The organism is Pseudomonas argentinensis (genome assembly GCF_001839655.2).
GTDB classification, from domain to species: domain Bacteria; phylum Pseudomonadota; class Gammaproteobacteria; order Pseudomonadales; family Pseudomonadaceae; genus Aquipseudomonas; species Aquipseudomonas argentinensis_B.
Genome location: NZ_CP056087.1, coordinates 1,540,392 through 1,561,282, shown reverse-complemented (window position 1 = coordinate 1,561,282; position 20,891 = coordinate 1,540,392). Strand labels below are relative to the sequence as shown.

The window sequence follows — 20,891 nt, the reverse complement described above, 5'->3', positions numbered from 1 at the left end:
ACCAAGGCAAAGATGCCAATCCTAGAGCCCCAACATCGCCAACATGATAAAGGTGGCGAACAGCACGAAGTGGGTCATGCCCTCGATGGCGTTGGTCTCACCGTCATTGAGGTTGATGGCGCAGACGATCAGGGTGATGAACACCATCACCGTCTGCACCGGGGTCATGGCCATCTGGAACGGCTGGCCGCTATACAGCGCCATGGCCTCCATCACCGGCACGGTCAGGATCACCGTCGACAACGACGCGCCCAGGGCGATATTGACCACCGACTGCATGCGGTTGGCCAGCGCCGCCCTTAGCGCGGTAAGGATCTCCGGCGCCGCGGAAATGCCGGCCACCACGATGGCGGTCAGGACCGGTGGCGCACCGCTCCCTTCCAGGCCGACATCCAGCGCCTGGGACATCACCTCGGCCAACACGCCGATGACGATCACCCCGAACACCAGCACGCCGATCGACCAGGCCACGTTGACCTGTGACGTGTCGGTGCCATGCCCTTCACCGCCGCGCTGCTTCTTCTCCGGGTAGCTGTAGCTGAAGAAATAGCTGTGCGGGCCGACCTGCATGCGCAGGAACACTGCATAGAGCACCAGCATGGCGCCGATGGTGAACATCGAATACGCCTTCCAGTCCGCCTCGGGAATGAACTCGGGCACCACCATGGAAATGCCCATGGCGGTGAGGATCATCACGCTGTAGCTGCGCGCCGAGTCGTCGTTGTAGGACTGCTCGCCGTGCTTGAGGCCGCCCATCAGCGCGGCCAAGCCGAGGATGCCATTGATATCGAGCATCACCGCCGAATAGATGGTGTCGCGCACCAGGGTCGGCGACGCCTGGTTGCTCATCATGATCGCCAGTATCACCACCTCGACCAGCACCGCTGACAGGGTAAGGATCATGGTGCCATAGGGATCACCGACCCGTTCGGCCAGTTGCTCGGCATGGTGGGCGACACGCAGCGAGGCGCAGACGATGGCGGCGATCAGCGCCAGGGCGCCGGCCAGGGCGATGCCCTGGCCATGGCCGAGCAAGGCATGCTCCATGGGCAGGGCGACCAGGGCGGCAAGCACGGCCAGCAGCAGCCAGTATTCCTGCTTGATGGCGTTGAACATGGGCGATTCCTTTCAAGGCGGTTGGATCGATCCTGCTCCGACTGCAACATCCTGTAAATGATTCAACCCGAGTACCGCTCGGCAAGGCGATGCCGCACGCCTCGCGCCATGCAGGTAAACTTCGCGACCACGCTTTGACTGAACGAGATTTACCCATGTACGACTGGCTCAATGCCCTGCCCAAGGCCGAACTGCACCTGCACCTCGAAGGCTCCCTGGAGCCCGAACTGCTGTTCGCCCTGGCCGAGCGCAACCGCATCGCCCTGCCCTGGAACGATGTCGAGGCGCTACGCGCGGCTTATGCCTTCAACAATCTGCAGGAATTCCTCGACCTGTATTACCGCGGCGCCGACGTACTGCGCACCGAGCAGGATTTCTACGACCTGACCTGGGCCTACCTGCTCAAGTGCAAGGCGCAGAACGTGATACACGTCGAGCCGTTCTTCGACCCCCAGACCCACACCGACCGCGGCATTCCCTTCGAAGTGGTGATGCGCGGCATCAAGGGGGCACTGGTCGAGGGCGAGAAGCAGCTGGGCATCAGCCATGGCCTGATCCTCGCCTTCCTGCGCCACCTGCCCGAAGAGCAGGCCTTCCAGACCCTGGAACAGGCCATGCCGTTTCGCGATGCCTTTATCGGCGTCGGGCTGGACAGCTCGGAGAAGGGCTTTCCGCCGCGCCTGTTCGAGCGGGTGTTCGCCAAGGCCCGCAGCGAAGGCCTGCATGCGGTGGCCCATGCCGGTGAGGAAGGCCCACCCGAGTACATATGGGAAGCCCTCGACCTGCTTAAGATCGTACGTATCGACCATGGCGTGCGCGCCAGCGAAGACGAGCGCCTGATGCAGCGCATCATCGACGAACAGATTCCGCTCACCGTCTGCCCGCTGTCGAACACCAAACTCTGCGTATTCGAGCACATGGGCCAGCACAACATTCTCGACATGCTCGAGCGCGGCGTGAAGGTCACGGTCAACTCCGACGACCCGGCCTACTTCGGCGGCTACGTCACCGAAAACTTCATGGCCCTGCACGAAGGCCTGGGCATGAACGAAGAGCAGGCCAAGCGCCTGGCGCAGAACAGCCTGGATGCCAGGCTGGTGTGAACCGCCAGTAGCCTGGCGTTGAGTGGAGCGATACCCGGGGTGGGTGATTCCTGGGTATCGCTTCGCTCAACCGCAGGCTACGGGTTGCACGCTTTCATCAATGACCCTTGTGGTCATGCCCGCCTTCCGCCGCCGGCTCATCCTTCTGCACCGCCACGTCTACCGTCACGGGCCCAGCCTTTTCGAAGGTCAGGGTCATGGGGAAGCGGTCGCCCGCCTGGGCCTGCTGCTTCAGGTCGAACAGCATCACGTGGTAGCCCATGGGCGCGAACTTCACTTCGCCGCCAGCGGGAATCAGCACGTTTTGCACCTGCTGCATCTTCATCATGCCGCCTACGTGGGCATGCTCGTGGATCTCCGCCTTGCCGGCCACCGTCGTTTCGACGCTGAGCAGGCGGTCATCGGCATCGCCCTTGTTGTGCACCACGAAGTAGGCGGCGGCAGTCGGCGCCACCGGCGGCATTTCCCGCGACCAGGGATGGTCGATATGCAGTTGACCGACCTCGTACTCGTGGGCATTGGCCAGCAGACTGGTGGCCAGCAGTGCCGCGGTCAGCGCCAGTTTCTTCAGTGTCATGGTGCATCTCCTTCAATCGAATTCGGTTGTCTCGGCCGCCTCGGGTGCGGCCGCTTACGTCAGACCAGGCGGCGGGCGCCGAGGCGTGACAGGAGCAGAAAATCCAGCGCCCAGATCGCCAGCAGCGAGGCGCCGACCAGGGGGAACAGCACGCCCAGACCGATCATGATCGCCACGCCGACCTTCCAGCGCGGCAGGTCATGGCGCAGCGGCGGCACGCCCAGGCCACCACTGGGCCGGCGCTTCCACCACATGATCAGGCCGCTGACCGAGCTGAGCAGAATCATCAGGCACACGGCGAAGATAAACAGCTGATGCGGCAGGCCGTAGAGCTTGCCCTGGTGCAGCATCACGCCGCTCTCGACGGCGCGCGCCGCCAGGCCGTAGTCGGCCCAGCGCACGTCCGCCAGCACCGCGCCGCTGTACTGGTCGACATGCAGGGTGGCGTCGTTGCGCGGGTCGTCGGCGAACACCGAGATGGTGTAAACGCCGGTCGGCGTGGTCGGGAAGCTGATGCTGTAGCCCGGGTGCACGCCACGCTCGCTGGCGATATCCACTACCTGCTGCAGGCCCACGGTGGGGTTGGCGGTGGACACCGGCGCTGCCCCGCCGTTGTGCGCCGCATGGGGGTCGGACTCGGGTAGCGGGGTGTTCTCCAGCGCCCAGGGTACGGTCTGCTTGTGGCTCTGGTTGAGCTCGCCGGCCTGGCGATCGGAGGTCGGCACCTGATCCCACATGGCTGCCGGAAACTGGTTCCAGGCGCCGGCGAACTGCTTGCCCCAGAAGCCCGTCCAGGTCATGCCGGTGAGCAGCATGAACAGCAGCAGCAAGGCGCCCCAGAAACCGGTGACCGCATGCAGGTCGCGCCACAGCGACCGGCCACGGGCCGACAGCCGCGGCCACAGCACGCCAGCCCCAGCGCCGCGGCCGCGCGGCCACCACAGGTACAGCCCGGACACCACCAGCACCACGCCCCAGCCGGCGGCCAGTTCGATCAGCCGGTCCCCCGGCGTGCCGATCAACAGATCGGCGTGCACCGCCCGGACCAGGGCCTGCAGGTTGTCATGGGCATCCTGGGTACCGAGAATGGCGCCCTGGTAAGGGTCGACGAACACATTGCGGGTGCGCTCGCCGACCTTCACCACGAACTGGGCGCTGCTGTTGGCGTCCACCGGCGGCAGGTACTTGCCGATGCTGCCCTGGGGATAAACCGCCCGAACCCGGCCGAGCATCTCGTCGGCGGTCAGTTGCTGGGGGCTCGCCTCGACCTGCAGCAGGTCGGCATACATCAGTTGGTCGAGCTGCGGCTTGAACAGGTAGATGATGCCGGTCAGTGACAGCATGATCATGAAGGGAATGACGAACAGGCCGGCATAGAAGTGCCAGCGCCAGGCGAGGTTATAGAACGTGGGTGTCGCGTTTTTCATGGGAAGCCCGATCCTGTGCATAAGCGAATTGCCAGCAACGCCAGGCGCGCTGCAGACAACGACAAGGAAGCGAATCAGGCGATCGGGGGTGAGGCACGCGGGTTGGCCGAGGGCCAGAGGTAACGCACCGCCCCGCCGGGCTCGACGCAGGGGCGTGGGGGGGCCAGGCGTCGCCGGGGCAGCAGGCCGAGCAGGCCGAAGAACGCCGCCAGGGCCAGCGCCAGGAAGGTGGAGCACAGCGAACAACCGCTGCCCATGAGCGGCATCGGCATGTTTGCGTCCGCACCGCCCATGTCCATGGCAGCGCCACCGCCTGCGCTGGCATCCAGGCCGCAATAGCCACCGTCCATGCCGCTGAGCTGCAGGCCGGTCATCTGCCCATGGCTGACTGCACATGCGAGCGCGCTGAACAGGACGCTGAAATACAGCACCCAGGCGAGCAACGAGCGATCAGAGCGGGACAGGTTCATGGCTGGCGATTTTAGGGGCAGTGGCAGTAATCGGGCTGTGGTGGATTGCCGCAGCAGCTTAACGGTGCCACGGCGCCTGCGCCAGCAACTCGGCACAGCGCGCCTGCACGAACTCGCGCAGCAGGTGCACCGGCTTGCTCAACTGCTCGCGGTGGGTGCAGATCAGGTTGAGTGGCGTCGGCTCGCCAAGCACCTCCGGCAGCAGCACCTGCAGGCGCCCGGCGCGCACGTCGCCGGCCACGTCCAGCCAGGACTTGTAGACCACGCCCGCGCCCGCCACCGCCCAGCGGCGCACCACATCGGCATCGTCGCTGAGCCGATCACCGGCGACCTGCAGGCCATGGGCGCGGTCGTCCTCGTGAAAGCGCCAGCGCTCGTAGGCGCGGCCGCCCAGCATGTAGATCAGGCAGTTGTGCTGGCGCAGGTCGCTGATCTGCCGCGGCTCGCCATGGCGCTGCAGATAGGCCGGTGCGGCGCACAGCACGCGCCGGTTGCCCACCGCCACCGGCAGCGCCACCAGGCTCGAGTCCTCCGGCTCGCCATAGCGCAGGGCGATGTCGACGGGCTCGCGAAACAGGTCGGTGACCCGGTCGCCGAGCAGCAGGCGCAGCTGCACCTGGGGGTGCGTCTGCATGAAGGTATCGAGCCAGGGCAGCAGCGTATTGCGACCGAAGTCCGACGGCACCGCGAGCTGCAGCGGCCCGCTGATCGCCGATTTGCTGCCGGCAAGCTGCTGACGCCCCGCTTCGAGACTCTGCAGCGCCTGCCGGGCATGCAGCAGAAAAGCCTCGCCCTCGGCGGTCAGGCGCAGGCTGCGGGTCGAACGGGCGAACAGGCGTACCTGCAGCGCGAACTCCAGGCGTTTCAGCGCCGCACTGGCCACCGCAGGCGAGGTATCGAGCAGGCGCGCGGCCGCCGAAAGGCTGCCAACTTCGGCAGTACGCACGAACATCTGCAGGTCATCCAGACGTAACACGACGGCTCACTTTCAAAAAAAAATTGAAAGAGACTCTACTTGCACGCTGTTTTTCTTGTCACGCAAATAAACGAGCATGGCTCTACCTTTTTCGCGGAGCCCCACCATGATCCTGACATTGGTTGCCACCATCACCGCCCGAAACGGCCAGACCGACATCGTCGAAGCCGGGCTGCGTCAGCTGGTCGACGCCAGCCGCGCCGAAGCCGGCTGCCTGCAGTACGACCTGCACCGCCATCAGGACGATGCCCATGTATTCGTGATGATCGAACAGTGGCAGGACAGCGCCGCCCTCGCCTTTCATCAGGCCACCGACCATTACCGCCACTTCAAGGCCACCTGCGGCGAAGCGCTGCAAGGTGTCGCCCTGCAACCCCTGAACCGTATCGCCTGATTGCGAGGAAACCCATGAAAGCCGTCGCCTACCACCAGTCATTGCCCATCGATAATCCGCAAGCGCTGCAGGATCTGCAGCTCGACGCGCCCACACCCGGCCCGCGGGACCTGCTGGTGGAGGTGAAGGCCATCTCCGTCAACCCGGTGGACACCAAGATTCGCCGCAACGTGGCGCCGGAAGGCGGCCAGCCCAAGGTATTGGGTTGGGATGCCACTGGCGTGGTCAAGGCGGTCGGCAGTGAGGTGACGCTATTCAAGGTCGGCGACCAGGTGGCCTATGCCGGCGCCATCAACCGCGCCGGCGCCAATAGCGAGCTGCATGTGGTCGACGAGCGCATCGTCGGTCGCAAGCCTGCCAGCCTGCCGTTCGCCGAAGCCGCCGCCCTGCCACTGACCGCCATCACCGCCTGGGAGCTGCTGTTCGAGCGCCTGCAGGTCGCCGACGGCACCGCCGACCAGGGCCAGAGCCTGCTGATCATCGGCGCCGCCGGAGGTGTGGGTTCGATCCTCGTGCAACTGGCCCGCCAGCTCACCGGGCTGACCGTGATCGGCACCGCTTCACGCCCGCAAACCCAGGCCTGGGTTCGCGAACTGGGCGCCCATCACGTGATCGACCACAGCAAGCCGCTGAACGAAGAGCTGGTGCGTATCGGCATCCCCCAGGTCACCCACGTGGCCAGCCTGACCCAGACCGACCAGCACTACGACGCCATCGTCGAAGCCCTGGCCCCGCAAGGCCGCCTGGCCCTGATCGATGACCCGCTGCAGCCGCTGGACGTGATGAAGCTCAAGCGCAAGAGCATCTCCCTGCACTGGGAACTGATGTTCACCCGCTCGCTGTTCGAAACCGCCGACATGATCGAGCAGCACCGCCTGCTCAACCGCGTTGCCGATCTGGTCGACGCCGGCACCCTGAAAACCACCCTGGGCGAGCACTTCGGCACCATCAACGCCGACAACCTGCGCCGCGCCCATGGGCTGCTGGAAAGCGGCAAGGCCAAGGGCAAGATCGTGCTGGAAGGGTTTTAAACAGCCTTCGTCGATAAAAGCGACTCGGTGGGAGCGCGCCATGCGCGCGACTGCTTATCGCGGGCCTGGACTAGGCGCCCCCCGCTCCCACAAGGAACCCAGGCTGCTCTCGCTTAACGTTCGGACGCCGCCCTAACGAAACTGCGCGCAATGATCCTCGGGCGGCAGCGCGGCGGTGTACCACACATAGTCCGCCTGCTCGGCCGTCAGCGCTTTGCCGACCTCCGAGAAAATCAGCACCTGGGCGCCAGCCGGCTCACCCAGGTCGCTCAGGTGCAGCGGCACACCCAGATCGCGGCGCACGTGAAAGGCACCAGCGAACAATATCGCCGGCTGCGGCGCTCTCGACAGTTGCTCGGCCATGCGCCGATCCCGTTGCTGCTGCACCGCCAGCATTGCCGGTAGCTGGCTGATCGGCAGCTTGTCGCAGTGGGACTCGCGAATCTGCGCCAACAGCGGCTCCTGCACGGCCGCCGCGGTCGAGGCCTTGCCCTGCAGCATCGGCTGCTGACGGTAGATGGCCATGATCTCGGCGCGGTCCAGGTTCGCTGCACGCAGGGAGTAATCCTGAGCCAGAGCGTGGTGCACAAGGGGGCCATAGAGCGCCCATGGCCATCCGTTACTCCATTCCAGCGCCTTGGGCAGATCGGCGATCTGCAGGCCTTCGCGCAACTGCTGCTTCACGTCGTCGACCTGGGGCTGCTGGCTGGCGGCGAGCATTTCCAGCAACAGGCTGCCTTGAGGCCGCCGCGCCTCCAGGGCACGCAGCAGCCAGAGCTGCAGGGCGTGGTGATCGGGGTTGTCATGCTGCTCGCCAACCAGCACCCGCGGCGCCCCGGCCAGCCGTGCGACAAGCTGCTCGGGCGTCAGGTGCGCGCCGCTGCGCAGGTCGAGGATCTGCCCCAGGTCGGCATGCCCACGCCCCTGCGGGCTCTGCCACTCGGGCACGGGCGCCAGGACAGCCCGGCTCTGGCAGGCGGTGAGCAACAACAGCAGGGATAACAGCAGCGTACGCATGGGGTTTCCTTCAGCGGGCGACGATCAGCGGATGCCCACGCTCGGGGTGCTGCTGCACCAGCACCTCGAGACCGAACACCGCCTGCAGCGGTTCGGCACGCAGCACCTCGGCAGGCAGGCCGACGGCGTGGGCGCGACCCTCGTCGAGCAACAGCAGGCGGTCGCAGTAGCGCGCCGCCAGATTCAGGTCATGGAGAATGACCATCACTGCGGCGCCCTGTTCGGCGAAGCGGCGCACGGCCTGCAGGGTGGTGTGCTGGTGCAGCGGGTCGAGCATGGAAGTGGGCTCGTCGAGCAACAGCGTCCGTTCGGCTCCGCCCGGCCACAACTGCGCCAGCACCCGCGCCAGGTGCACGCGCTGGCGCTCGCCACCGGACAGCTCCAGGTAGCTGCGCTCGGCCAGGTGTTCGGCATCGGCGGCCTGCAGCGCCTCGCGGACGATCTGCGCGTCACGCTCGCGGCCGGTGTCGTGGGGCATGCGGCCCATCATCACCACATCGCCGACGGCAAAGCCGAAGCTCAGCGATGAACTCTGCGGCAACACCGCCAGCCGCCGCGCACGCGCCGTGCCCGGCAAGCCCGACAACGGGCGACCGTCCAGGGTGACCTCGCCCGTAGCCGGGCTCAGTTCGCCGCAAAGGGCGCCAAGCAGGGTGCTCTTGCCGGCGCCATTGGGACCGAGCACGCCGAGCACTTCGCCAGGCTGCAGGTCGAGATCGATATCGACCAGCACCCTTTTGTCGCCACGCAGGATCGACAGCTTGCGTGCAGATAGCATCAGGTGCGCCCCCGCAGCAGCAGGTAGAGAAAGAACGGTGCGCCGATCAAGGCGGTAACGATGCCGATGGGCAGCTCGGCCGGCGACAGAATCAGCCGGGCGAACAGGTCAGCCAACAGCAACAGGCTGGCGCCGGCCAGCGCCGACGCCGGCAGCAACACGCGGTGGTCGGGCCCGACCAGCAGACGCACCAGATGGGGCACGACCAGGCCGATAAAGCCGATCATCCCGGCGGCTGCAACGGCGGCGCCGACGCCCAGTGCAGTGCAGAACACCAGCTCGCGCTTGAGGCGCTCGACAGCCACGCCCAGGTGGCGTGCCTCGGATTCACCGAGCAGCAATGCATTCAACGCCTGGGCGCGGCGCGGCAGCCACAGCGCCACGCCGAGCGTCACCAGCAGCAACGGCCATAGCCGTGCATAGCTGGCGCCATTGAGGCTGCCGAGGTTCCAGAAGGTCAGGGTGCGCAGGGTGGCATCGTCGGCCAGGTAGGTGAACAGGCCGATGCAGGCGAACGCCAACGCGTTGAGGGCGATGCCGGCGAGCAGCATGGTGGTCACGCTGGTCTGTCCGTGACGACGCCCCAGGCGATAGACCAGCGCGGTGACCACCAGGCCGCCGAGAAAGGCGCACAGCGACAGCAGATAAGGCGCGAACAGCTCCGGCAGCCCGCCCAGGGCCGCCCCGCCGACGATGGCGATGGCCGCGCCAAGCGCCGCGCCACTGGCCACGCCGATCAGCCCGGGGTCGGCCAGCGGGTTGCGAAACAGCCCCTGCATCGCCACGCCGCACAAGGCCAGCACCGCGCCGACGGCAAGGCCCAGCAGGGTGCGCGGCATACGAATCTGCCCAAGGATCAGCTCCGCCTGCTGCAGCCCATCGGCCGGCAACGGCACACCCGCCAGGCGCAGGGCGGCTTGCAAGGTGTCCCCCAGCGGCAGGCTGACGGGGCCGAGCGCCAGCGACAGCCACAAGGCGAGCGCCAGCAGCAGGCCCAGTGCGGTAAACAGTGAGCGCGGGCTGATGACGGCTTTCATGGCGTAGCGGGTTCGAGCGGCGTGCGGCCCGGGTAGAAGGCGGCGGAAAGCTCGGCAAGCCCAGCCGGAATACGCGGGCCGAGGCCGCCGACCAGCAGGGTCGGATCGATGGCCACCAGGCGCCCTTCCTTACCGGCCCTGGTCGAGGCCAGGGCCGGGTTCTGCTGCAACAGCGCCTGCCTGGCCTCATCACCGCCGAGGCGGCGGTCGGCGAAGATCACCACGTCAGGATCCAGCGCCAGCAGCGCCTCGGTGGACAACGCCTTGTAGCCCTCGTGAGTGGTCAGGTTCTGGCCACCCGCCCGCTCGATCAGCCAGGCAGCGGCAGTATCCTTGCCGCCCGCCATGGGGCTGCTGCCGGCATGGCCGAGCAACAGCAGAACGGTCGGCGCCCGGGTTTCGGCCTGGGCCTGCGCCACCCAGCCGGCCTGCTCCTTCAGGCGCGCCTGATAGGCCGCGAACACGCGCTCGGCACGGGCTTCGTCGCCGAGCAAGGCACCGATGCGCTTGAGGTTGCCGTGCAGCACCTGCAAATCGGCATCGGCCGGCAGCGCCTCGACCTTCACTCCAGCCGCCGCGAGTTGGGCCAGCACCGGTGGCGGGCCCATCTCCTCGGTGCCGAGCAGCACCTCGGGGCGCAGGGCCAGAATGCCTTCGGCGGCCAGCTGGCGCTGGTAACCGACACTGGGCAGTTTCTGCAGCGAGGCCGGATGCTGGCTAGTGGTGTCGACGCCGACCAGCTTGCCTTCGCCGCCGAGTTCGACCACCCATTCGCTCAATGAGCCCCCGGCGCTGACCCAGCGTTGCGGCAGGTTGTCGGCGCTCGCCGCCAGCGGCGACAGCAGGCTGGCGAACAGGGCGAATGCAGCGATGGGGCGGGTCATGGAGCAGCTCCGGAAGCAAGGTTCGTATCGGGCCGCCCGAAATGCGCAAGCGGCCAGGGCGGGCAGTGTAGCGTCAGGCTGGCAGGGCCGGGGTTTGCTCGGCCAGGCGCCGCCAGTCATCACGCTCGGGCACGCCGGGCTTGCGCGCACCGAACAGCTGCAGGATCAGCTCACCCTTGGCGTCGAACGCTTCCCAGCTGGTGATCACCCCATCGGTGCTCGGCTTGCGCACCCGCCACAGGGTGTGAACGTCATTGGCCTTGAGGTGCAGGTTGAACTGCGGATCCAGCACGTTGAACCAGGTGTCCATCCACTTCAGGTTGCTGACCGGTCCGGTGTGGATCTGGATGCAGTGGCGGTTGCCGACGAACACCATGATCGGCACCTCGGCCGCCGCGGCGCGCTCGAACAGCCCTGGCAAGGCATCGGGCGCCAGCGGCTCGGCCCACTCGCGCCCGGCCAGGCGCAACGCCTGGGTGCGGGTTGCGCCGTGGTTTTTCAGCAGGGCGAAGAAATGATGGGTGTCCTTCAGCGCGGCCCAGCCGGCGCGCAGGGATTCGCCGTCGATGGCTTCGTCCGGCGTGACGGCTGCTGGCTCCGGCATGGGCTTGAGGGCCAGTTCGGGGCTTTGCTGCGCATCGCGAAAGCGCGCGACCAGCGGCTCCCAGGCGGCCTGCTCGCTGTGGTCGGTGAGGTAGACCTTGTGCACCGCGGCGCCCTGATGATCGAACACCTGAACGCTGCGCAGCACGCCGCGCGGCGTCTGTTCGGCCACGACGAACGCACTGGCCCAGCCGCCGAGGAACAGCCGCAGGTCGATATCCGGCGACACCACCAGGCCCATCTGACCATTACCGGCAATCGTCACCTCGCGGTAGACGCCCTTGCGCTCGTGCACGCAGGACTCGTTGCGGGTCAGCGCCATCACCGGGCCAAGCTCGCCGAGGGCCGGCAGTAGAGCCGCCCAGTCAGGACGCAGGCGCACTGCATCCACACCCAGGCGACTGGCCGTCAGCTCACCCTCGCTGACGCCCAACTGTGCCGCAGCGTCCCGGGCCCGCAGGTGCGGCTGCTCGGCACGCAGGTTCTGCCAGGCGGCATACAGGCCATCGCTGGCTAGGGGTAGATCACTCATCACACCAACTCCTTGTGGGCCCATCGACAGACGGGGCGCCGTGAATTGAAGAGGGTAAACGCCTTGTACGGGGAGCGCCAAGAGCTGGCGAATCTTAATTGACAGATAATCTCTTCTACAAATAAGAATCATTAATATCTAATCGAACGCTACGCCAACCCGTATTCCGACATGATCAAGGAGAACCCCATGTCGAGTCGCCCGCCCTACCCGCTTCGCGCCTGCCTGAGCATCTTGCTGCTTGGCCCGACCCTCGCCAGCGCCCAGCCTTTACAGCTGGAACGCACCACGATCAGCGCCACCCGCACGGAACAGCCTGTGGATGTCGTCCCCAGCACGGTGACGGTGCTGACCGAGCAGGACATCGACCGCCAGAACGTGAAGAACATCGGCGATCTGGTGCGCTACGAGCCGGGGGTATCGGTCAGCGGAACGGGCAGCCGCTTCGGCCTGGCGGGCTTCACCATCCGTGGCATCGGCGGCAATCGCATCCTCACCCAGGTGGACGGCGTGCCCGTGCCGGACGCGTTCGCCTTCGGGCCCTTCCTCGACGCGCGGCGCAACTACGTCGACCCGGACAGCCTCAAGCGCGTGGAGATCATCCGCGGTCCGGCCAGTTCGCTGTATGGCAGCGATGCCATTGGTGGGGCGGTCAGTTTCCTGACCAAGGATGCCGCCGACTATCTGGATGGCGGCGATGACGCCTACGCCCGGTTCAAGACCGGTTACGACGGCGGCGACGACAGCAGGTCGCGCAGTGCCACCTTTGCCGCCCGCCGGGGTCAGGTCGACGGCCTGCTGCACATGGGGCGGCGTGATGGTCAGGCGCTCGACACCTTTGGTGGCCGCGGCGGCATCGGCGCGGCGCGGGAAGAAGCCAACCCTCAGGACTACAGCGCCGACAACCTGCTCGCCAAGCTCGGCTGGAACTACCTCGACAACGACCGGTTGCAACTGACCTACGAGCGCTACAGGGACGATGCCGATACTCGCGTGCTCAGCGAATACAGCACCACGGCCGCCGTGCGCACCTCCGAGGCCACCGATAACACCGATCGCCAGCGCCTCAGCCTGCAGCACAGCTTCGCTCTGGACAACGCCATCGCCGACGGCGCCGATTGGCAGCTGAGCTATCAGGAAAGCCAGATTCGCCAGCGCACCTACCAGCAGCGTTTCAGCGGCGGCGCCTTGCGTGAGCGCAGCCGTGACTCGACCTATCGGGAAGATCTGTGGGCGTTCAATGCCAAGCTCGACAAGGCCTTCGATACCGGCCCGGCCAGCCACCTGCTGATCTACGGCCTCGACGTCAAGCGCCTGGAAAGCAGCGACCTGCGCAAGGGCCGCGAAGTGTTCGCCAGCAGCGGCCTGCCCGTGCCGGCAATCCCTGGCGATGAAGCCTTCCCGCTCAGCGACTTCCCGGATCCGACCTCGACCGAATACGCGTTCTTCGTGCAGGACAGCATCGACATCGGCCGCTGGACGCTGCTGCCCGGCCTGCGCTACGACCACTACGAGATGAAGCCGGCGGTCACGCAGCACTATCTGAACAGCCAGCCGATCAACCGCAACCCGGCCGATTACCGCGACGAGGCGCTGTCGCCCAAGCTCGGCATCACCTACCGGATCGACGTGGCCCATAGCCTGTATGGCCAATATGCCGCGGGCTTCCGGGCGCCGAACCCGGTGGATATCTTTGGTGAGTTCATCAACTTCGCTCGTAATTACCAGACCATCGCCAACCCCGGCCTCAAGCCCGAGACCAGCGACAGTTATGAAGTCGGCCTGCGCGGCCAGTACCGAACCGGCACCTTTGGTATCGCTCTGTTCTACAACCGCTACGACGACTTCATCGAGCAGGTGACCCTGGCGAATGATCCCACCGGTGCCGGGCGCATGACCTTCCAGTACCAGAACCTCGATCGGGTCACCATTCGCGGCGTGGAAGCCCGTGGCGAACTGTTGCTGGACAGCCTTGGCCTGCCGGCTGGCAGCCACCTGCGCAGCGCCATCGCCTATGCCCGCGGCAAGGACGAAGCGACCGGCCAACCGATCAACAGCATCGACCCGCTCAAGGCCGTGCTGGGCCTTGGTTACGATGCGCCAAGCGGGCAGTTTGGCGGCGAGCTGAGCTGGACCCTGGCAGCCGCCAAGCGCCGCGTCGATCAAACGCAGATCGCCAACCAGTTCGAGCCCTCGGGCTACGGCACGCTGGATCTCAGCGCCTACTGGAATATCGGCTCCGGCGTCTCGGTCAATGCCGGCCTGTTCAACCTGACGGACAAGCAATACTGGCAATGGGGCGATGTCCGCAGCCTCACCGAGAACAGCCCGAGTCTTGGCCGCTATGCCCAGCCGGGTCGCCACGCGGCCTTCAATGTGGTCTGGGAAATCTGAACGGACGCGCCCCTTCCATCACCAGGCCGATGGGGGATAATCCCCCGCTCAGGCCTGGAGAGTTCGATGATCCGTCTATGCGCCTCCGATGAGCTGCCGGAAGCGCAGAGCCGGGGCTTTTGTATCGAAGACATGCAGCTGTTCGCCGTGCGCAAGGGCGGCGAAGTGTTCATGTACCGCAACCGCTGTCCCCACCGCGGGGTGCCGCTGGAATGGCAGGCCGACCAGTTTCTCGACCCCAGCGCCAGCCTGATCCAGTGCGCCCGGCATGGCGCGCTGTTTCTGATCGAGTCCGGCGAGTGCGTGGCGGGGCCCTGCGAAGGAGACACGCTGCGGGCACTCGACTGCCGCGAGGATGGCGAGGGGATCTGGGTCGATGTCGATCTGTAACGCAATAACCTGGGTATCGCTGCGCTCAACGCCAGGCTACAAGAGCGACGCCACCCCGTAGCCCGGGTCGAGCGCAGCGACACCCGGGAGCGTTCTCAAGTCTGCAGCACCTCAAGACGCCGTACTACCTCGATCCCCTGGGGCGATATAGCCACCCCATAGGCCAGCACCTCGACGCCCGCGCTCACCGCTTCAGTCAGAGCCGCCGCGTAGGCCGGGTCGATCTCCTTGGCAGGCCGCACGGCCTCGACACCCGACAGGTTCACGCAATACAGCTGCACGGCGCGAATGCCGCTACGCGCCAGGGCCGCCAGCTCGCGCAGGTGCTTGGCGCCGCGCTCGGTGCGGGCGTCGGGAAAGGCTGCCACGGCGCTGTCGGCAAAGCCCAGGGTCACGCTCTTCACTTCGACGAAGGCCACGCCATCCGGGTACTCCAGACAGAAGTCCACCCGGCTGCGCTCCACCCCATAGGGTACTTCGCGGCGCAAGGCGCTAAAGCCTGCCAGCTCGGCGATCCGCCCGGCACATAGCGCTTCTTCGACCAGACCGTTGGCCCGCGCCGTATTGATGCAGGCCAGGCGGCCATGGGGCGTCTCCCCGACCTCCCAGGTGCCGGGCAGCTTGCGCTTGGGATCAGTGGAGCGGCTGAACCAGACCCGGCAACCCTCGCTCATGCAATTGAGCATCGAGCCGGTGTTCGGGCAATGGATGGTCAGCAACTCGCCACCCGGCGTTTCGATATCGGCGAGAAAGCGCTTGTAGCGGCGTAGCAGGCGGGCTTCTTCGAGGGGCGGCTCAAACTGCATGGGCTTGCCAGCTTTTCAGGCCACGGGCGATGCGCGTGACGGCTTCTTCGAGACGCGGCAGGCTCTGGGTGTAGGCAAAGCGCACGTGGTGGCCAGCCTGATGGCGACCGAAGTCCAGCCCTGGGGTGAAGGCCACATGCTCGGTTTCCAGGAAGTGCTGGCAGAAGGCATAGGCATCGCCACCAAAGGCGCTTACATCGGCATACAGATAGAAGGCACCTTCGGGCTCGACGGCAATGCCAAAACCGAGCTCGCGCAATGCCGGCAGCAGAAAGTCGCGGCGCTCGGCAAAGGCGGCGCGGCGCTCCTCGAAAATGGCCATCGACTCCGGCTGAAAGCAGGCCAGTGCCGCATGCTGGGCCATGCTCGGCGCACTGATGTAGAGGTTCTGCGCCAGTTTCTCCAGGTCCGCCACCGCCGCCTCGGGCGCCACCAGCCAGCCCAGGCGCCAGCCGGTCATGCCGAAGTACTTGGAGAAGCTGTTGAGCACGAAGGCCTCGTCATCCACCTCCAGCACGCTGCTGGCGTCCACGCCGTAGGTCAGGCCATGGTAGATCTCGTCGACCACCATATGCCCGCCACGGGCTTTGAGCGCCTGGGACAGGGCAGCCAGCTCGGCAGCACTCAACAGCGTGCCGGTCGGGTTGGCCGGCGAGGCGAGCAAGGCGCCGACGCTGTCGCCATTCCAATGCTCGGCCACGCTGTCGGGGGTGAGCTGGTAACGCTGCCTGGGGCCGACCGGAACCAGCTGCGCCGCACCTTCGACTAGACGCAGAAAGTGGCGATTGCAGGGGTAGCCCGGGTCGGCCAGCAGCCAGTGCTTGCCAGGGTCGACCAGCAGGCTGGCCGCCAGCAGCAGCGCACCGGAGCCACCTGGAGTGATGAGAATGCGCTGGGGGTCTATGCTCAGCCGGTAGCGCTGCGCGTAGAAGCCGGCAATTGCCTCGCGCAGGGCCGGCAAGCCACGCGCCGCGGTGTAGCGGGTATGGCCGGCTGCCAGCGCGGCCTGGCCGGCGGCCACGATGGGCGCGGCGGTGGTGAAGTCGGGCTCGCCGATCTCCAGGTGAATGACGTCATGGCCCTCGGCCTGCAGCTGGTTGGCGCGGGCCAGCAGGGCCATGACGTGAAAGGGTTCGATCGCGCGGCTGCGGGCGCTGTAAGGCTGTGCCATGGGTCTGCCCCGGAAAGCGATAAAGGTGGAATTGTATCAGCGGCGCCCTGTCATACCGTGCCAACGCACCACTGAAATACGTGTTTACATTGCGATTGCAGGCACCCGGCGCCAGGCATGGGGTGGTTCCTTGGGCCCACCAGGAAGCCCTGGCGCGGCCGGCTCGAAAGCCGACGCACAACCGCGACATCCGGGAGTGGCGCGGCTTGAGGCGATCTGGTAAGTTCGCCGGCTTGCAGTCGCAGGGCCGTTATTGTAAACGGCAACGGACACATTCCCTGCGCAGTGGATTAGAGAGAGTGAGAGGCGGTCATCCATGCCCACCAAAGCAAAAGCAACAAACGGCCAATTGATTCGTGGCTTCGAACCCTACAAGGAAACCAAGGGCGAGGAGTACATGAGCGAGGCGATGCGCGCCCACTTCACCAGTATCCTGAACAAATGGAAGCTGGAACTGATGCAGGAAGTCGACCGTACCGTGCATCACATGCAGGACGAAGCGGCCAACTTCCCCGATCCAGCCGACCGTGCCAGCCAGGAAGAAGAGTTCAGCCTGGAACTGCGTGCCCGTGATCGCGAGCGCAAGCTGATCAAGAAGATCGACGAGACGCTGCAGCTGATCGAAGACGAAGAATACGGCTGGTGCGACTCCTGCGGTGTCGAGATCGGCATCCGTCGCCTGGAAGCGCGCCCCACCGCCACCCTGTGCATCGATTGCAAGACCCTGGCGGAAATCAAGGAAAAACAGGTCGGCTCCTGAGGCGATCCACAGACGGGGCGCTCAGGCGCCCCGTTTCGTTTCACCCGTAGCAACGCCCGCCATGCAGAACTCCGCCTATATCGGTCGCTTTGCCCCCACGCCCAGTGGCTACCTGCACTTCGGCTCGCTGGTGGCTGCCCTCGCCTCCTACCTCGATGCCCGTTCCGTTGGCGGTCGCTGGCTGCTGCGCATGGAAGATCTCGACCCGCCCCGGGAGGTCCCCGGCGCCCAGGCCGCCATCCTGCAGACTCTGGAACGCTATGGCCTGCACTGGGACGGCGAGCTGGTGCGCCAGAGTGACCGTCATGGCGAATACGAAGCGCTGGTGCAGCGCCTGTTCGACCAGGGCCTGGCCTACGCCTGCACCTGCTCGCGCAAACAGCTGGAAGGCTGTGGCGGCGTTTACCCGGGCCATTGCCGCAATGCCGGGCACGCCCGCCACGACGCCGCCATCCGCCTGCGCGTGCCCGAACTGACCTACCGTTTCAGCGATCGGGTGCAGGTCCAATACAGCCAGCACCTGGGCCGCGAGGTCGGCGACTTCGTGATCCGGCGCCGCGATGGCCTGTACGCCTACCAGCTCGCCGTGGTGCTGGACGATGCCTGGCAGGGCATCAACAACGTGGTACGCGGCGCCGATCTGCTCGACTCCACACCGCGCCAGCTCTACCTGCAGGAGCTGCTCGGTTTCTCGCAGCCGCGTTACCTGCATGTGCCGCTGATCATCCAGCCCGACGGCCACAAGCTGGGCAAATCCTATCGCTCGCCGCCACTGCCCGGTGACCAGGCCACGGCGTTGCTGATCCGCGCCCTGCGCGCCCTGGGGCAGCCCGCACCGAGCGAGCTGGCCGACGCCAGCGCCGAAGAGCTGTTGCGCTGGAGTGCCCTGCGCTGGGATGCAGACCTTATCCCGCGTGCCCGCAACCTGGCGGAAAGCCAGTTGCGCTGAGCGCCGCCAACAGGCAGCCTTGCGCCCCCACCCTCACCATCAGGAACCCGCCATGCGCGCCCAGCTCGAAGAACTCATCGGCAAAATCAGCTCGGGCTGCCTGCCGCAGGATGAAATTGCCCGTATCGCCGACGAAGCGGCCCAGGCCTATGCCGACCCCGCCGCCTTTCTGGCCGCCAACCCGGACATCAATTACGACGACAGCTTCCCCATTCCCCTGGGCGAATGGATGGTGGTCGGCAACCTGCCGGACACCGTGCTGTTCCAGGCCGACAGCTATGAAGAGCTGTTCGCCCAGATCACCGAGTCGTTCGGCCCCGAGGTGAGCTTCGTGCTGACTGCCAAGCAGTTGAAGAAGGTCGAGCCGCTCAAGGCGCTGAATCGCATCCAGGTGCAGCTTGGCAGCCTGTCCAGGGACACCCAGGGCTACACGCTGGTCGACTTCAGCGAACCACTGGATGACGAGCTGCAGGCCGTGCTGGTGTACACCAGCGAGCTGCCACGGGTGTTGGAGTTGGCGGTCGAGATCGGTATCTACGCGGCGCCGGCGTACGAAGCGCTGAAGGCAGCACAGGCCGAGTAACACCATCAACCTGGGTATCGCGTCGCCCAACCCAGGCTACCGACTTGCAGCGGAGTTACAGGCCGGCTTTGTGCAACCGGCGCAGGTGCTCGATATACAGGGCGACCGGATCGATGCCCTCGCCGACCCGGCCAAAATGCTGATTGACGATATCCAGGTGATCCAGCGGGTAGTCGTCACGGATCACCTTGCCCAGATGCGAACTGACCCGCCCGACCATACCATCGCACTGACCCGCCTCACGCACGAAGCTGCGGGCGAAGCGCCGACAGAACCAGTTAGACGGGTCACGGCGGTTGCCGCCCTGATCGGTGATGCCCGGCTGCAGGGTGCCGGACCAGGAGTAATAGCGCACGCCATTGACCTCCTCCGGCCCGTCTTCACCCCAGGTCGAGGGCAAGCCCTGCGGGTACTGGTGGTTGAAGATGCCCACGCCCTCGGTGGTCAGCGAGCGGTGGGCGGCGACGGCATTGATCGGCATAGTCGCACCGCGCGCGCCGCTGTCCAGCAGGGTAAACAGCCGCGCCAGCATATGGGTGCCCATGCGCAGCAGTAGGCTGCCCAAGCCATTCGCGGCGTACTTGCGCTCCAGGTGATCGGCCAGTTCCGAGCCCTGATTGGGACCCGCCACGGAAGTGACCGAAGCGACCCATTCCGGTCGGTGCGCGGCGGCATAACGACATACCAGCGCACCCTGGCTATGGCCGATCAGGTGCACCTTTTCCGCCCCGCTGCGCCGACGCGCATCGGCAATCTGCAGCACCAACTGCTCGCCGCGCAGTTCGGTGGCGTGTACCGGCGACAGGCGCGCCGGGTACACGTCCACGCCCTGGTTACGAAGCGCGGTGGTGATGCCATACCAGTATTCGAAACCGAACAGGCTGACGAAACCCAGCATGCCAGGCACCAGCACCAGTGGATAACGGGGAACTGCACGATGACCCATTTCAGTCTCCATTGGGGCGTTATCTTCCAAGTCGGTGGTCACGCGCAACACGCATCATGACGGTCGATGGCCACTATCGAGCCGTTCGACTTCTTCCCTGACTGCCTCGCCCCTAGCATGGTTCCGTGAAACACCGAATGCGAAACGAGGTACACCACCATGAAAGCCCTGACCATCACCGTGCTGCTGAGCCTGCTCAGTGCACAAGCGCTGGCACTGCCCAGCCGGCACCCGGCGCCCATCCTCGGCGAAGCCGTCGACAGCAGCCAGCAGCAGTCCGCCAGCGAGCAATAAGGCTCTCGGCCAGCAGGCCCATCACCGAGGACCTGCAGACGCGCCTGTGATTTAAGCCGAACTTAATTCCCCGCCCCAGGCTCAGAAAAATGGTCTGGTTCATCACAAGGGAAATTAACCATGTTCAAGCAAAGCCTGGGCGCTGCCTGTGTACTGGCCGTTCTGACCGGCTGTGCCGGCAAGCCCGAGAATCCGGTCGACCACATCACCTTCCGTAACGAGCCGCTGGTCAAGCAGGTCGAGAAGGACATGAGCAAGTCCACCGTGCTGGAGCTGGGCGGCCCACCCTCGTCGCAAATCAACCGCACCATCGCCCCGGGTACCTGCAACAACTACATCCTCAACAAGGATGGCAAGGAGCAGCCCTACTACGTCGCCTTCAACTCCGCTGACCGCGTGGAAAGCAAAGGCTTCCTGACCTGCGAGCAGACGGAGATCAACGAGCGCGAACGCGCCCGTGGCAACGGCATCTGATTGCCGCCAGCCTGAAATAAAAAATGCCCGCCTCCCAGGAGAGCGGGCATTTTTATATTCACCAAAACCTGCTTACGACCTTGCGAGCTAGAGCGATACAAGGCAAAAGCAGGCGAGGAAGCCGCCGGGGTCGCCGACGACTGTGCTGTAGCCCACTCACATTACTCGCTTCGCTCGCT

Annotated in this window: 23 protein-coding genes; 10 read left to right on the top strand and 13 right to left on the bottom strand. The window is 65.8% G+C overall.

What is annotated here, in order from left to right; translation table 11 throughout:
• Window positions 1-21 precede the first annotated feature (21 nt).
• The gene (locus tag SA190iCDA_RS06815) at window positions 22-1,116 is read right to left on the bottom strand and encodes a calcium:proton antiporter (protein ID WP_070884298.1); all 1,095 of its coding nucleotides are present in this window, start codon (window positions 1,114-1,116) and stop codon (window positions 22-24) included.
• A gap of 155 nt (window positions 1,117-1,271) precedes the next feature.
• On the opposite strand from SA190iCDA_RS06815, the gene SA190iCDA_RS06810 reads away from it, so the two are divergent.
• On the top strand, window positions 1,272-2,219 hold the full coding sequence (locus SA190iCDA_RS06810; RefSeq protein WP_070884299.1) for an adenosine deaminase: 948 nt from the start codon (window positions 1,272-1,274) through the stop codon (window positions 2,217-2,219).
• Window positions 2,220-2,316: 97 nt separating this feature from the next.
• Here SA190iCDA_RS06810 and SA190iCDA_RS06805 read toward each other — a convergent pair whose 3' ends face one another.
• The 4 genes from SA190iCDA_RS06805 to SA190iCDA_RS06790 form a co-directional block, all read right to left on the bottom strand.
• The gene (locus SA190iCDA_RS06805; protein WP_070884300.1) at window positions 2,317-2,796 is read right to left on the bottom strand and encodes a copper chaperone PCu(A)C; all 480 of its coding nucleotides are present in this window, start codon (window positions 2,794-2,796) and stop codon (window positions 2,317-2,319) included.
• Window positions 2,797-2,855: 59 nt separating this feature from the next.
• Window positions 2,856-4,223 (bottom strand): PepSY-associated TM helix domain-containing protein, encoded by a 1,368-nt coding sequence (locus SA190iCDA_RS06800; RefSeq protein ID WP_070884301.1) that lies wholly within the window; start codon window positions 4,221-4,223, stop codon window positions 2,856-2,858.
• Between the two features lie 74 nt (window positions 4,224-4,297).
• Window positions 4,298-4,693: a DUF2946 family protein gene (locus tag SA190iCDA_RS06795; RefSeq protein WP_070884302.1), complete on the bottom strand. Its 396-nt coding sequence runs from the start codon at window positions 4,691-4,693 to the stop codon at window positions 4,298-4,300.
• Window positions 4,694-4,751: 58 nt separating this feature from the next.
• Window positions 4,752-5,669: a LysR family transcriptional regulator gene (locus tag SA190iCDA_RS06790; RefSeq protein ID WP_070884303.1), complete on the bottom strand. Its 918-nt coding sequence runs from the start codon at window positions 5,667-5,669 to the stop codon at window positions 4,752-4,754.
• A 106-nt stretch (window positions 5,670-5,775) separates the two neighbouring features.
• On the opposite strand from SA190iCDA_RS06790, the gene SA190iCDA_RS06785 reads away from it, so the two are divergent.
• Both SA190iCDA_RS06785 and SA190iCDA_RS06780 read left to right on the top strand, forming a co-directional pair.
• A complete protein-coding gene (locus tag SA190iCDA_RS06785) occupies window positions 5,776-6,063 on the top strand; it encodes a putative quinol monooxygenase (protein WP_083329708.1) in 288 nt (95 codons plus the stop codon).
• Window positions 6,064-6,077: 14 nt separating this feature from the next.
• On the top strand, window positions 6,078-7,094 hold the full coding sequence (locus tag SA190iCDA_RS06780) for a zinc-binding alcohol dehydrogenase family protein (protein WP_070884305.1): 1,017 nt from the start codon (window positions 6,078-6,080) through the stop codon (window positions 7,092-7,094).
• A 132-nt stretch (window positions 7,095-7,226) separates the two neighbouring features.
• On the opposite strand, the gene SA190iCDA_RS06775 is transcribed toward SA190iCDA_RS06780, so the two are convergent.
• From SA190iCDA_RS06775 to SA190iCDA_RS06755, 5 genes are all read right to left on the bottom strand, one after another.
• Window positions 7,227-8,111, bottom strand: coding sequence for a ChaN family lipoprotein (locus SA190iCDA_RS06775; RefSeq protein ID WP_070884306.1), 885 nt, complete (start codon window positions 8,109-8,111; stop codon window positions 7,227-7,229).
• A 10-nt stretch (window positions 8,112-8,121) separates the two neighbouring features.
• The gene (locus SA190iCDA_RS06770; RefSeq protein ID WP_070884307.1) at window positions 8,122-8,889 is read right to left on the bottom strand and encodes a heme ABC transporter ATP-binding protein; all 768 of its coding nucleotides are present in this window, start codon (window positions 8,887-8,889) and stop codon (window positions 8,122-8,124) included.
• Window positions 8,889-9,926 (bottom strand): FecCD family ABC transporter permease, encoded by a 1,038-nt coding sequence (locus SA190iCDA_RS06765; RefSeq protein WP_070884308.1) that lies wholly within the window; start codon window positions 9,924-9,926, stop codon window positions 8,889-8,891. The genes SA190iCDA_RS06770 and SA190iCDA_RS06765 overlap by 1 nt, the downstream gene beginning before the upstream one ends.
• Entirely contained in the window at window positions 9,923-10,810 is an 888-nt protein-coding gene (locus tag SA190iCDA_RS06760; RefSeq protein WP_070884309.1) for a heme/hemin ABC transporter substrate-binding protein, read from the bottom strand. Before SA190iCDA_RS06760 ends, SA190iCDA_RS06765 begins: the two co-directional genes overlap by 4 nt.
• 73 nt (window positions 10,811-10,883) lie before the next feature.
• Window positions 10,884-11,945, bottom strand: a complete 1,062-nt coding sequence (locus tag SA190iCDA_RS06755; protein WP_070884310.1) for a hemin-degrading factor — start codon at window positions 11,943-11,945, stop codon at window positions 10,884-10,886.
• A gap of 189 nt (window positions 11,946-12,134) precedes the next feature.
• On the opposite strand from SA190iCDA_RS06755, the gene SA190iCDA_RS06750 reads away from it, so the two are divergent.
• Window positions 12,135-14,339 carry a TonB-dependent hemoglobin/transferrin/lactoferrin family receptor gene (locus tag SA190iCDA_RS06750; protein ID WP_070884311.1) on the top strand — a complete coding sequence of 735 codons (2,205 nt, stop codon included), beginning with the start codon at window positions 12,135-12,137 and terminating at the stop codon, window positions 14,337-14,339.
• A gap of 66 nt (window positions 14,340-14,405) precedes the next feature.
• Entirely contained in the window at window positions 14,406-14,729 is a 324-nt protein-coding gene (locus SA190iCDA_RS06745; protein WP_070884312.1) for a Rieske (2Fe-2S) protein, read from the top strand.
• Window positions 14,730-14,824: 95 nt separating this feature from the next.
• Here SA190iCDA_RS06745 and sfsA read toward each other — a convergent pair whose 3' ends face one another.
• Complete coding sequence (sfsA, locus tag SA190iCDA_RS06740) at window positions 14,825-15,535, bottom strand: DNA/RNA nuclease SfsA (protein ID WP_070884313.1); 711 nt, start codon at window positions 15,533-15,535, stop codon at window positions 14,825-14,827.
• On the bottom strand, window positions 15,525-16,706 hold the full coding sequence (locus SA190iCDA_RS06735; protein WP_070884314.1) for a pyridoxal phosphate-dependent aminotransferase: 1,182 nt from the start codon (window positions 16,704-16,706) through the stop codon (window positions 15,525-15,527). Before SA190iCDA_RS06735 ends, sfsA begins: the two co-directional genes overlap by 11 nt.
• A gap of 316 nt (window positions 16,707-17,022) precedes the next feature.
• On the opposite strand from SA190iCDA_RS06735, the gene dksA reads away from it, so the two are divergent.
• The 3 genes from dksA to SA190iCDA_RS06720 all read left to right on the top strand — a co-directional run bounded on the left by dksA (window position 17,023) and on the right by SA190iCDA_RS06720 (window position 18,998).
• Window positions 17,023-17,466 carry an RNA polymerase-binding protein DksA gene (gene dksA / locus SA190iCDA_RS06730; RefSeq protein ID WP_070884315.1) on the top strand — a complete coding sequence of 148 codons (444 nt, stop codon included), beginning with the start codon at window positions 17,023-17,025 and terminating at the stop codon, window positions 17,464-17,466.
• A gap of 61 nt (window positions 17,467-17,527) precedes the next feature.
• A complete protein-coding gene (gene gluQRS / locus SA190iCDA_RS06725; protein WP_070884316.1) occupies window positions 17,528-18,415 on the top strand; it encodes a tRNA glutamyl-Q(34) synthetase GluQRS in 888 nt (295 codons plus the stop codon).
• Between the two features lie 52 nt (window positions 18,416-18,467).
• Window positions 18,468-18,998, top strand: coding sequence for a hypothetical protein (locus SA190iCDA_RS06720; RefSeq protein WP_070884317.1), 531 nt, complete (start codon window positions 18,468-18,470; stop codon window positions 18,996-18,998).
• A 55-nt stretch (window positions 18,999-19,053) separates the two neighbouring features.
• On the opposite strand, the gene SA190iCDA_RS06715 is transcribed toward SA190iCDA_RS06720, so the two are convergent.
• The gene (locus tag SA190iCDA_RS06715; protein ID WP_070884318.1) at window positions 19,054-19,944 is read right to left on the bottom strand and encodes a lipase family alpha/beta hydrolase; all 891 of its coding nucleotides are present in this window, start codon (window positions 19,942-19,944) and stop codon (window positions 19,054-19,056) included.
• A 159-nt stretch (window positions 19,945-20,103) separates the two neighbouring features.
• On the opposite strand from SA190iCDA_RS06715, the gene SA190iCDA_RS23145 reads away from it, so the two are divergent.
• On the top strand, window positions 20,104-20,238 hold the full coding sequence (locus SA190iCDA_RS23145) for a hypothetical protein (protein WP_268963883.1): 135 nt from the start codon (window positions 20,104-20,106) through the stop codon (window positions 20,236-20,238).
• 120 nt (window positions 20,239-20,358) lie between these two features.
• Complete coding sequence (gene osmE / locus SA190iCDA_RS06710; protein WP_070884319.1) at window positions 20,359-20,712, top strand: osmotically-inducible lipoprotein OsmE; 354 nt, start codon at window positions 20,359-20,361, stop codon at window positions 20,710-20,712.
• Window positions 20,713-20,891 lie beyond the last annotated feature (179 nt).

Coding starts and splice junctions, on each gene's coding strand:
- SA190iCDA_RS06810 (WP_070884299.1), top strand. CDS start 1,272: ATGTACGACTGGCTCAATGCCCTGCCCAAGGCCGAACTGCACCTGCAC.
- SA190iCDA_RS06765 (WP_070884308.1), bottom strand. CDS start 9,926: ATGAAAGCCGTCATCAGCCCGCGCTCACTGTTTACCGCACTGGGCCTG.
- SA190iCDA_RS06760 (WP_070884309.1), bottom strand. CDS start 10,810: ATGACCCGCCCCATCGCTGCATTCGCCCTGTTCGCCAGCCTGCTGTCG.
- SA190iCDA_RS06815 (WP_070884298.1), bottom strand. CDS start 1,116: ATGTTCAACGCCATCAAGCAGGAATACTGGCTGCTGCTGGCCGTGCTT.
- SA190iCDA_RS06750 (WP_070884311.1), top strand. CDS start 12,135: ATGTCGAGTCGCCCGCCCTACCCGCTTCGCGCCTGCCTGAGCATCTTG.
- SA190iCDA_RS06745 (WP_070884312.1), top strand. CDS start 14,406: ATGATCCGTCTATGCGCCTCCGATGAGCTGCCGGAAGCGCAGAGCCGG.
- SA190iCDA_RS06770 (WP_070884307.1), bottom strand. CDS start 8,889: ATGCTATCTGCACGCAAGCTGTCGATCCTGCGTGGCGACAAAAGGGTG.
- gluQRS (WP_070884316.1), top strand. CDS start 17,528: ATGCAGAACTCCGCCTATATCGGTCGCTTTGCCCCCACGCCCAGTGGC.
- SA190iCDA_RS23145 (WP_268963883.1), top strand. CDS start 20,104: ATGAAAGCCCTGACCATCACCGTGCTGCTGAGCCTGCTCAGTGCACAA.
- SA190iCDA_RS06800 (WP_070884301.1), bottom strand. CDS start 4,223: ATGAAAAACGCGACACCCACGTTCTATAACCTCGCCTGGCGCTGGCAC.
- SA190iCDA_RS06720 (WP_070884317.1), top strand. CDS start 18,468: ATGCGCGCCCAGCTCGAAGAACTCATCGGCAAAATCAGCTCGGGCTGC.
- SA190iCDA_RS06775 (WP_070884306.1), bottom strand. CDS start 8,111: ATGCGTACGCTGCTGTTATCCCTGCTGTTGTTGCTCACCGCCTGCCAG.
- SA190iCDA_RS06785 (WP_083329708.1), top strand. CDS start 5,776: ATGATCCTGACATTGGTTGCCACCATCACCGCCCGAAACGGCCAGACC.
- SA190iCDA_RS06780 (WP_070884305.1), top strand. CDS start 6,078: ATGAAAGCCGTCGCCTACCACCAGTCATTGCCCATCGATAATCCGCAA.
- SA190iCDA_RS06805 (WP_070884300.1), bottom strand. CDS start 2,796: ATGACACTGAAGAAACTGGCGCTGACCGCGGCACTGCTGGCCACCAGT.
- osmE (WP_070884319.1), top strand. CDS start 20,359: ATGTTCAAGCAAAGCCTGGGCGCTGCCTGTGTACTGGCCGTTCTGACC.
- SA190iCDA_RS06755 (WP_070884310.1), bottom strand. CDS start 11,945: ATGAGTGATCTACCCCTAGCCAGCGATGGCCTGTATGCCGCCTGGCAG.
- SA190iCDA_RS06795 (WP_070884302.1), bottom strand. CDS start 4,693: ATGAACCTGTCCCGCTCTGATCGCTCGTTGCTCGCCTGGGTGCTGTAT.
- sfsA (WP_070884313.1), bottom strand. CDS start 15,535: ATGCAGTTTGAGCCGCCCCTCGAAGAAGCCCGCCTGCTACGCCGCTAC.
- SA190iCDA_RS06735 (WP_070884314.1), bottom strand. CDS start 16,706: ATGGCACAGCCTTACAGCGCCCGCAGCCGCGCGATCGAACCCTTTCAC.
- SA190iCDA_RS06715 (WP_070884318.1), bottom strand. CDS start 19,944: ATGGGTCATCGTGCAGTTCCCCGTTATCCACTGGTGCTGGTGCCTGGC.
- dksA (WP_070884315.1), top strand. CDS start 17,023: ATGCCCACCAAAGCAAAAGCAACAAACGGCCAATTGATTCGTGGCTTC.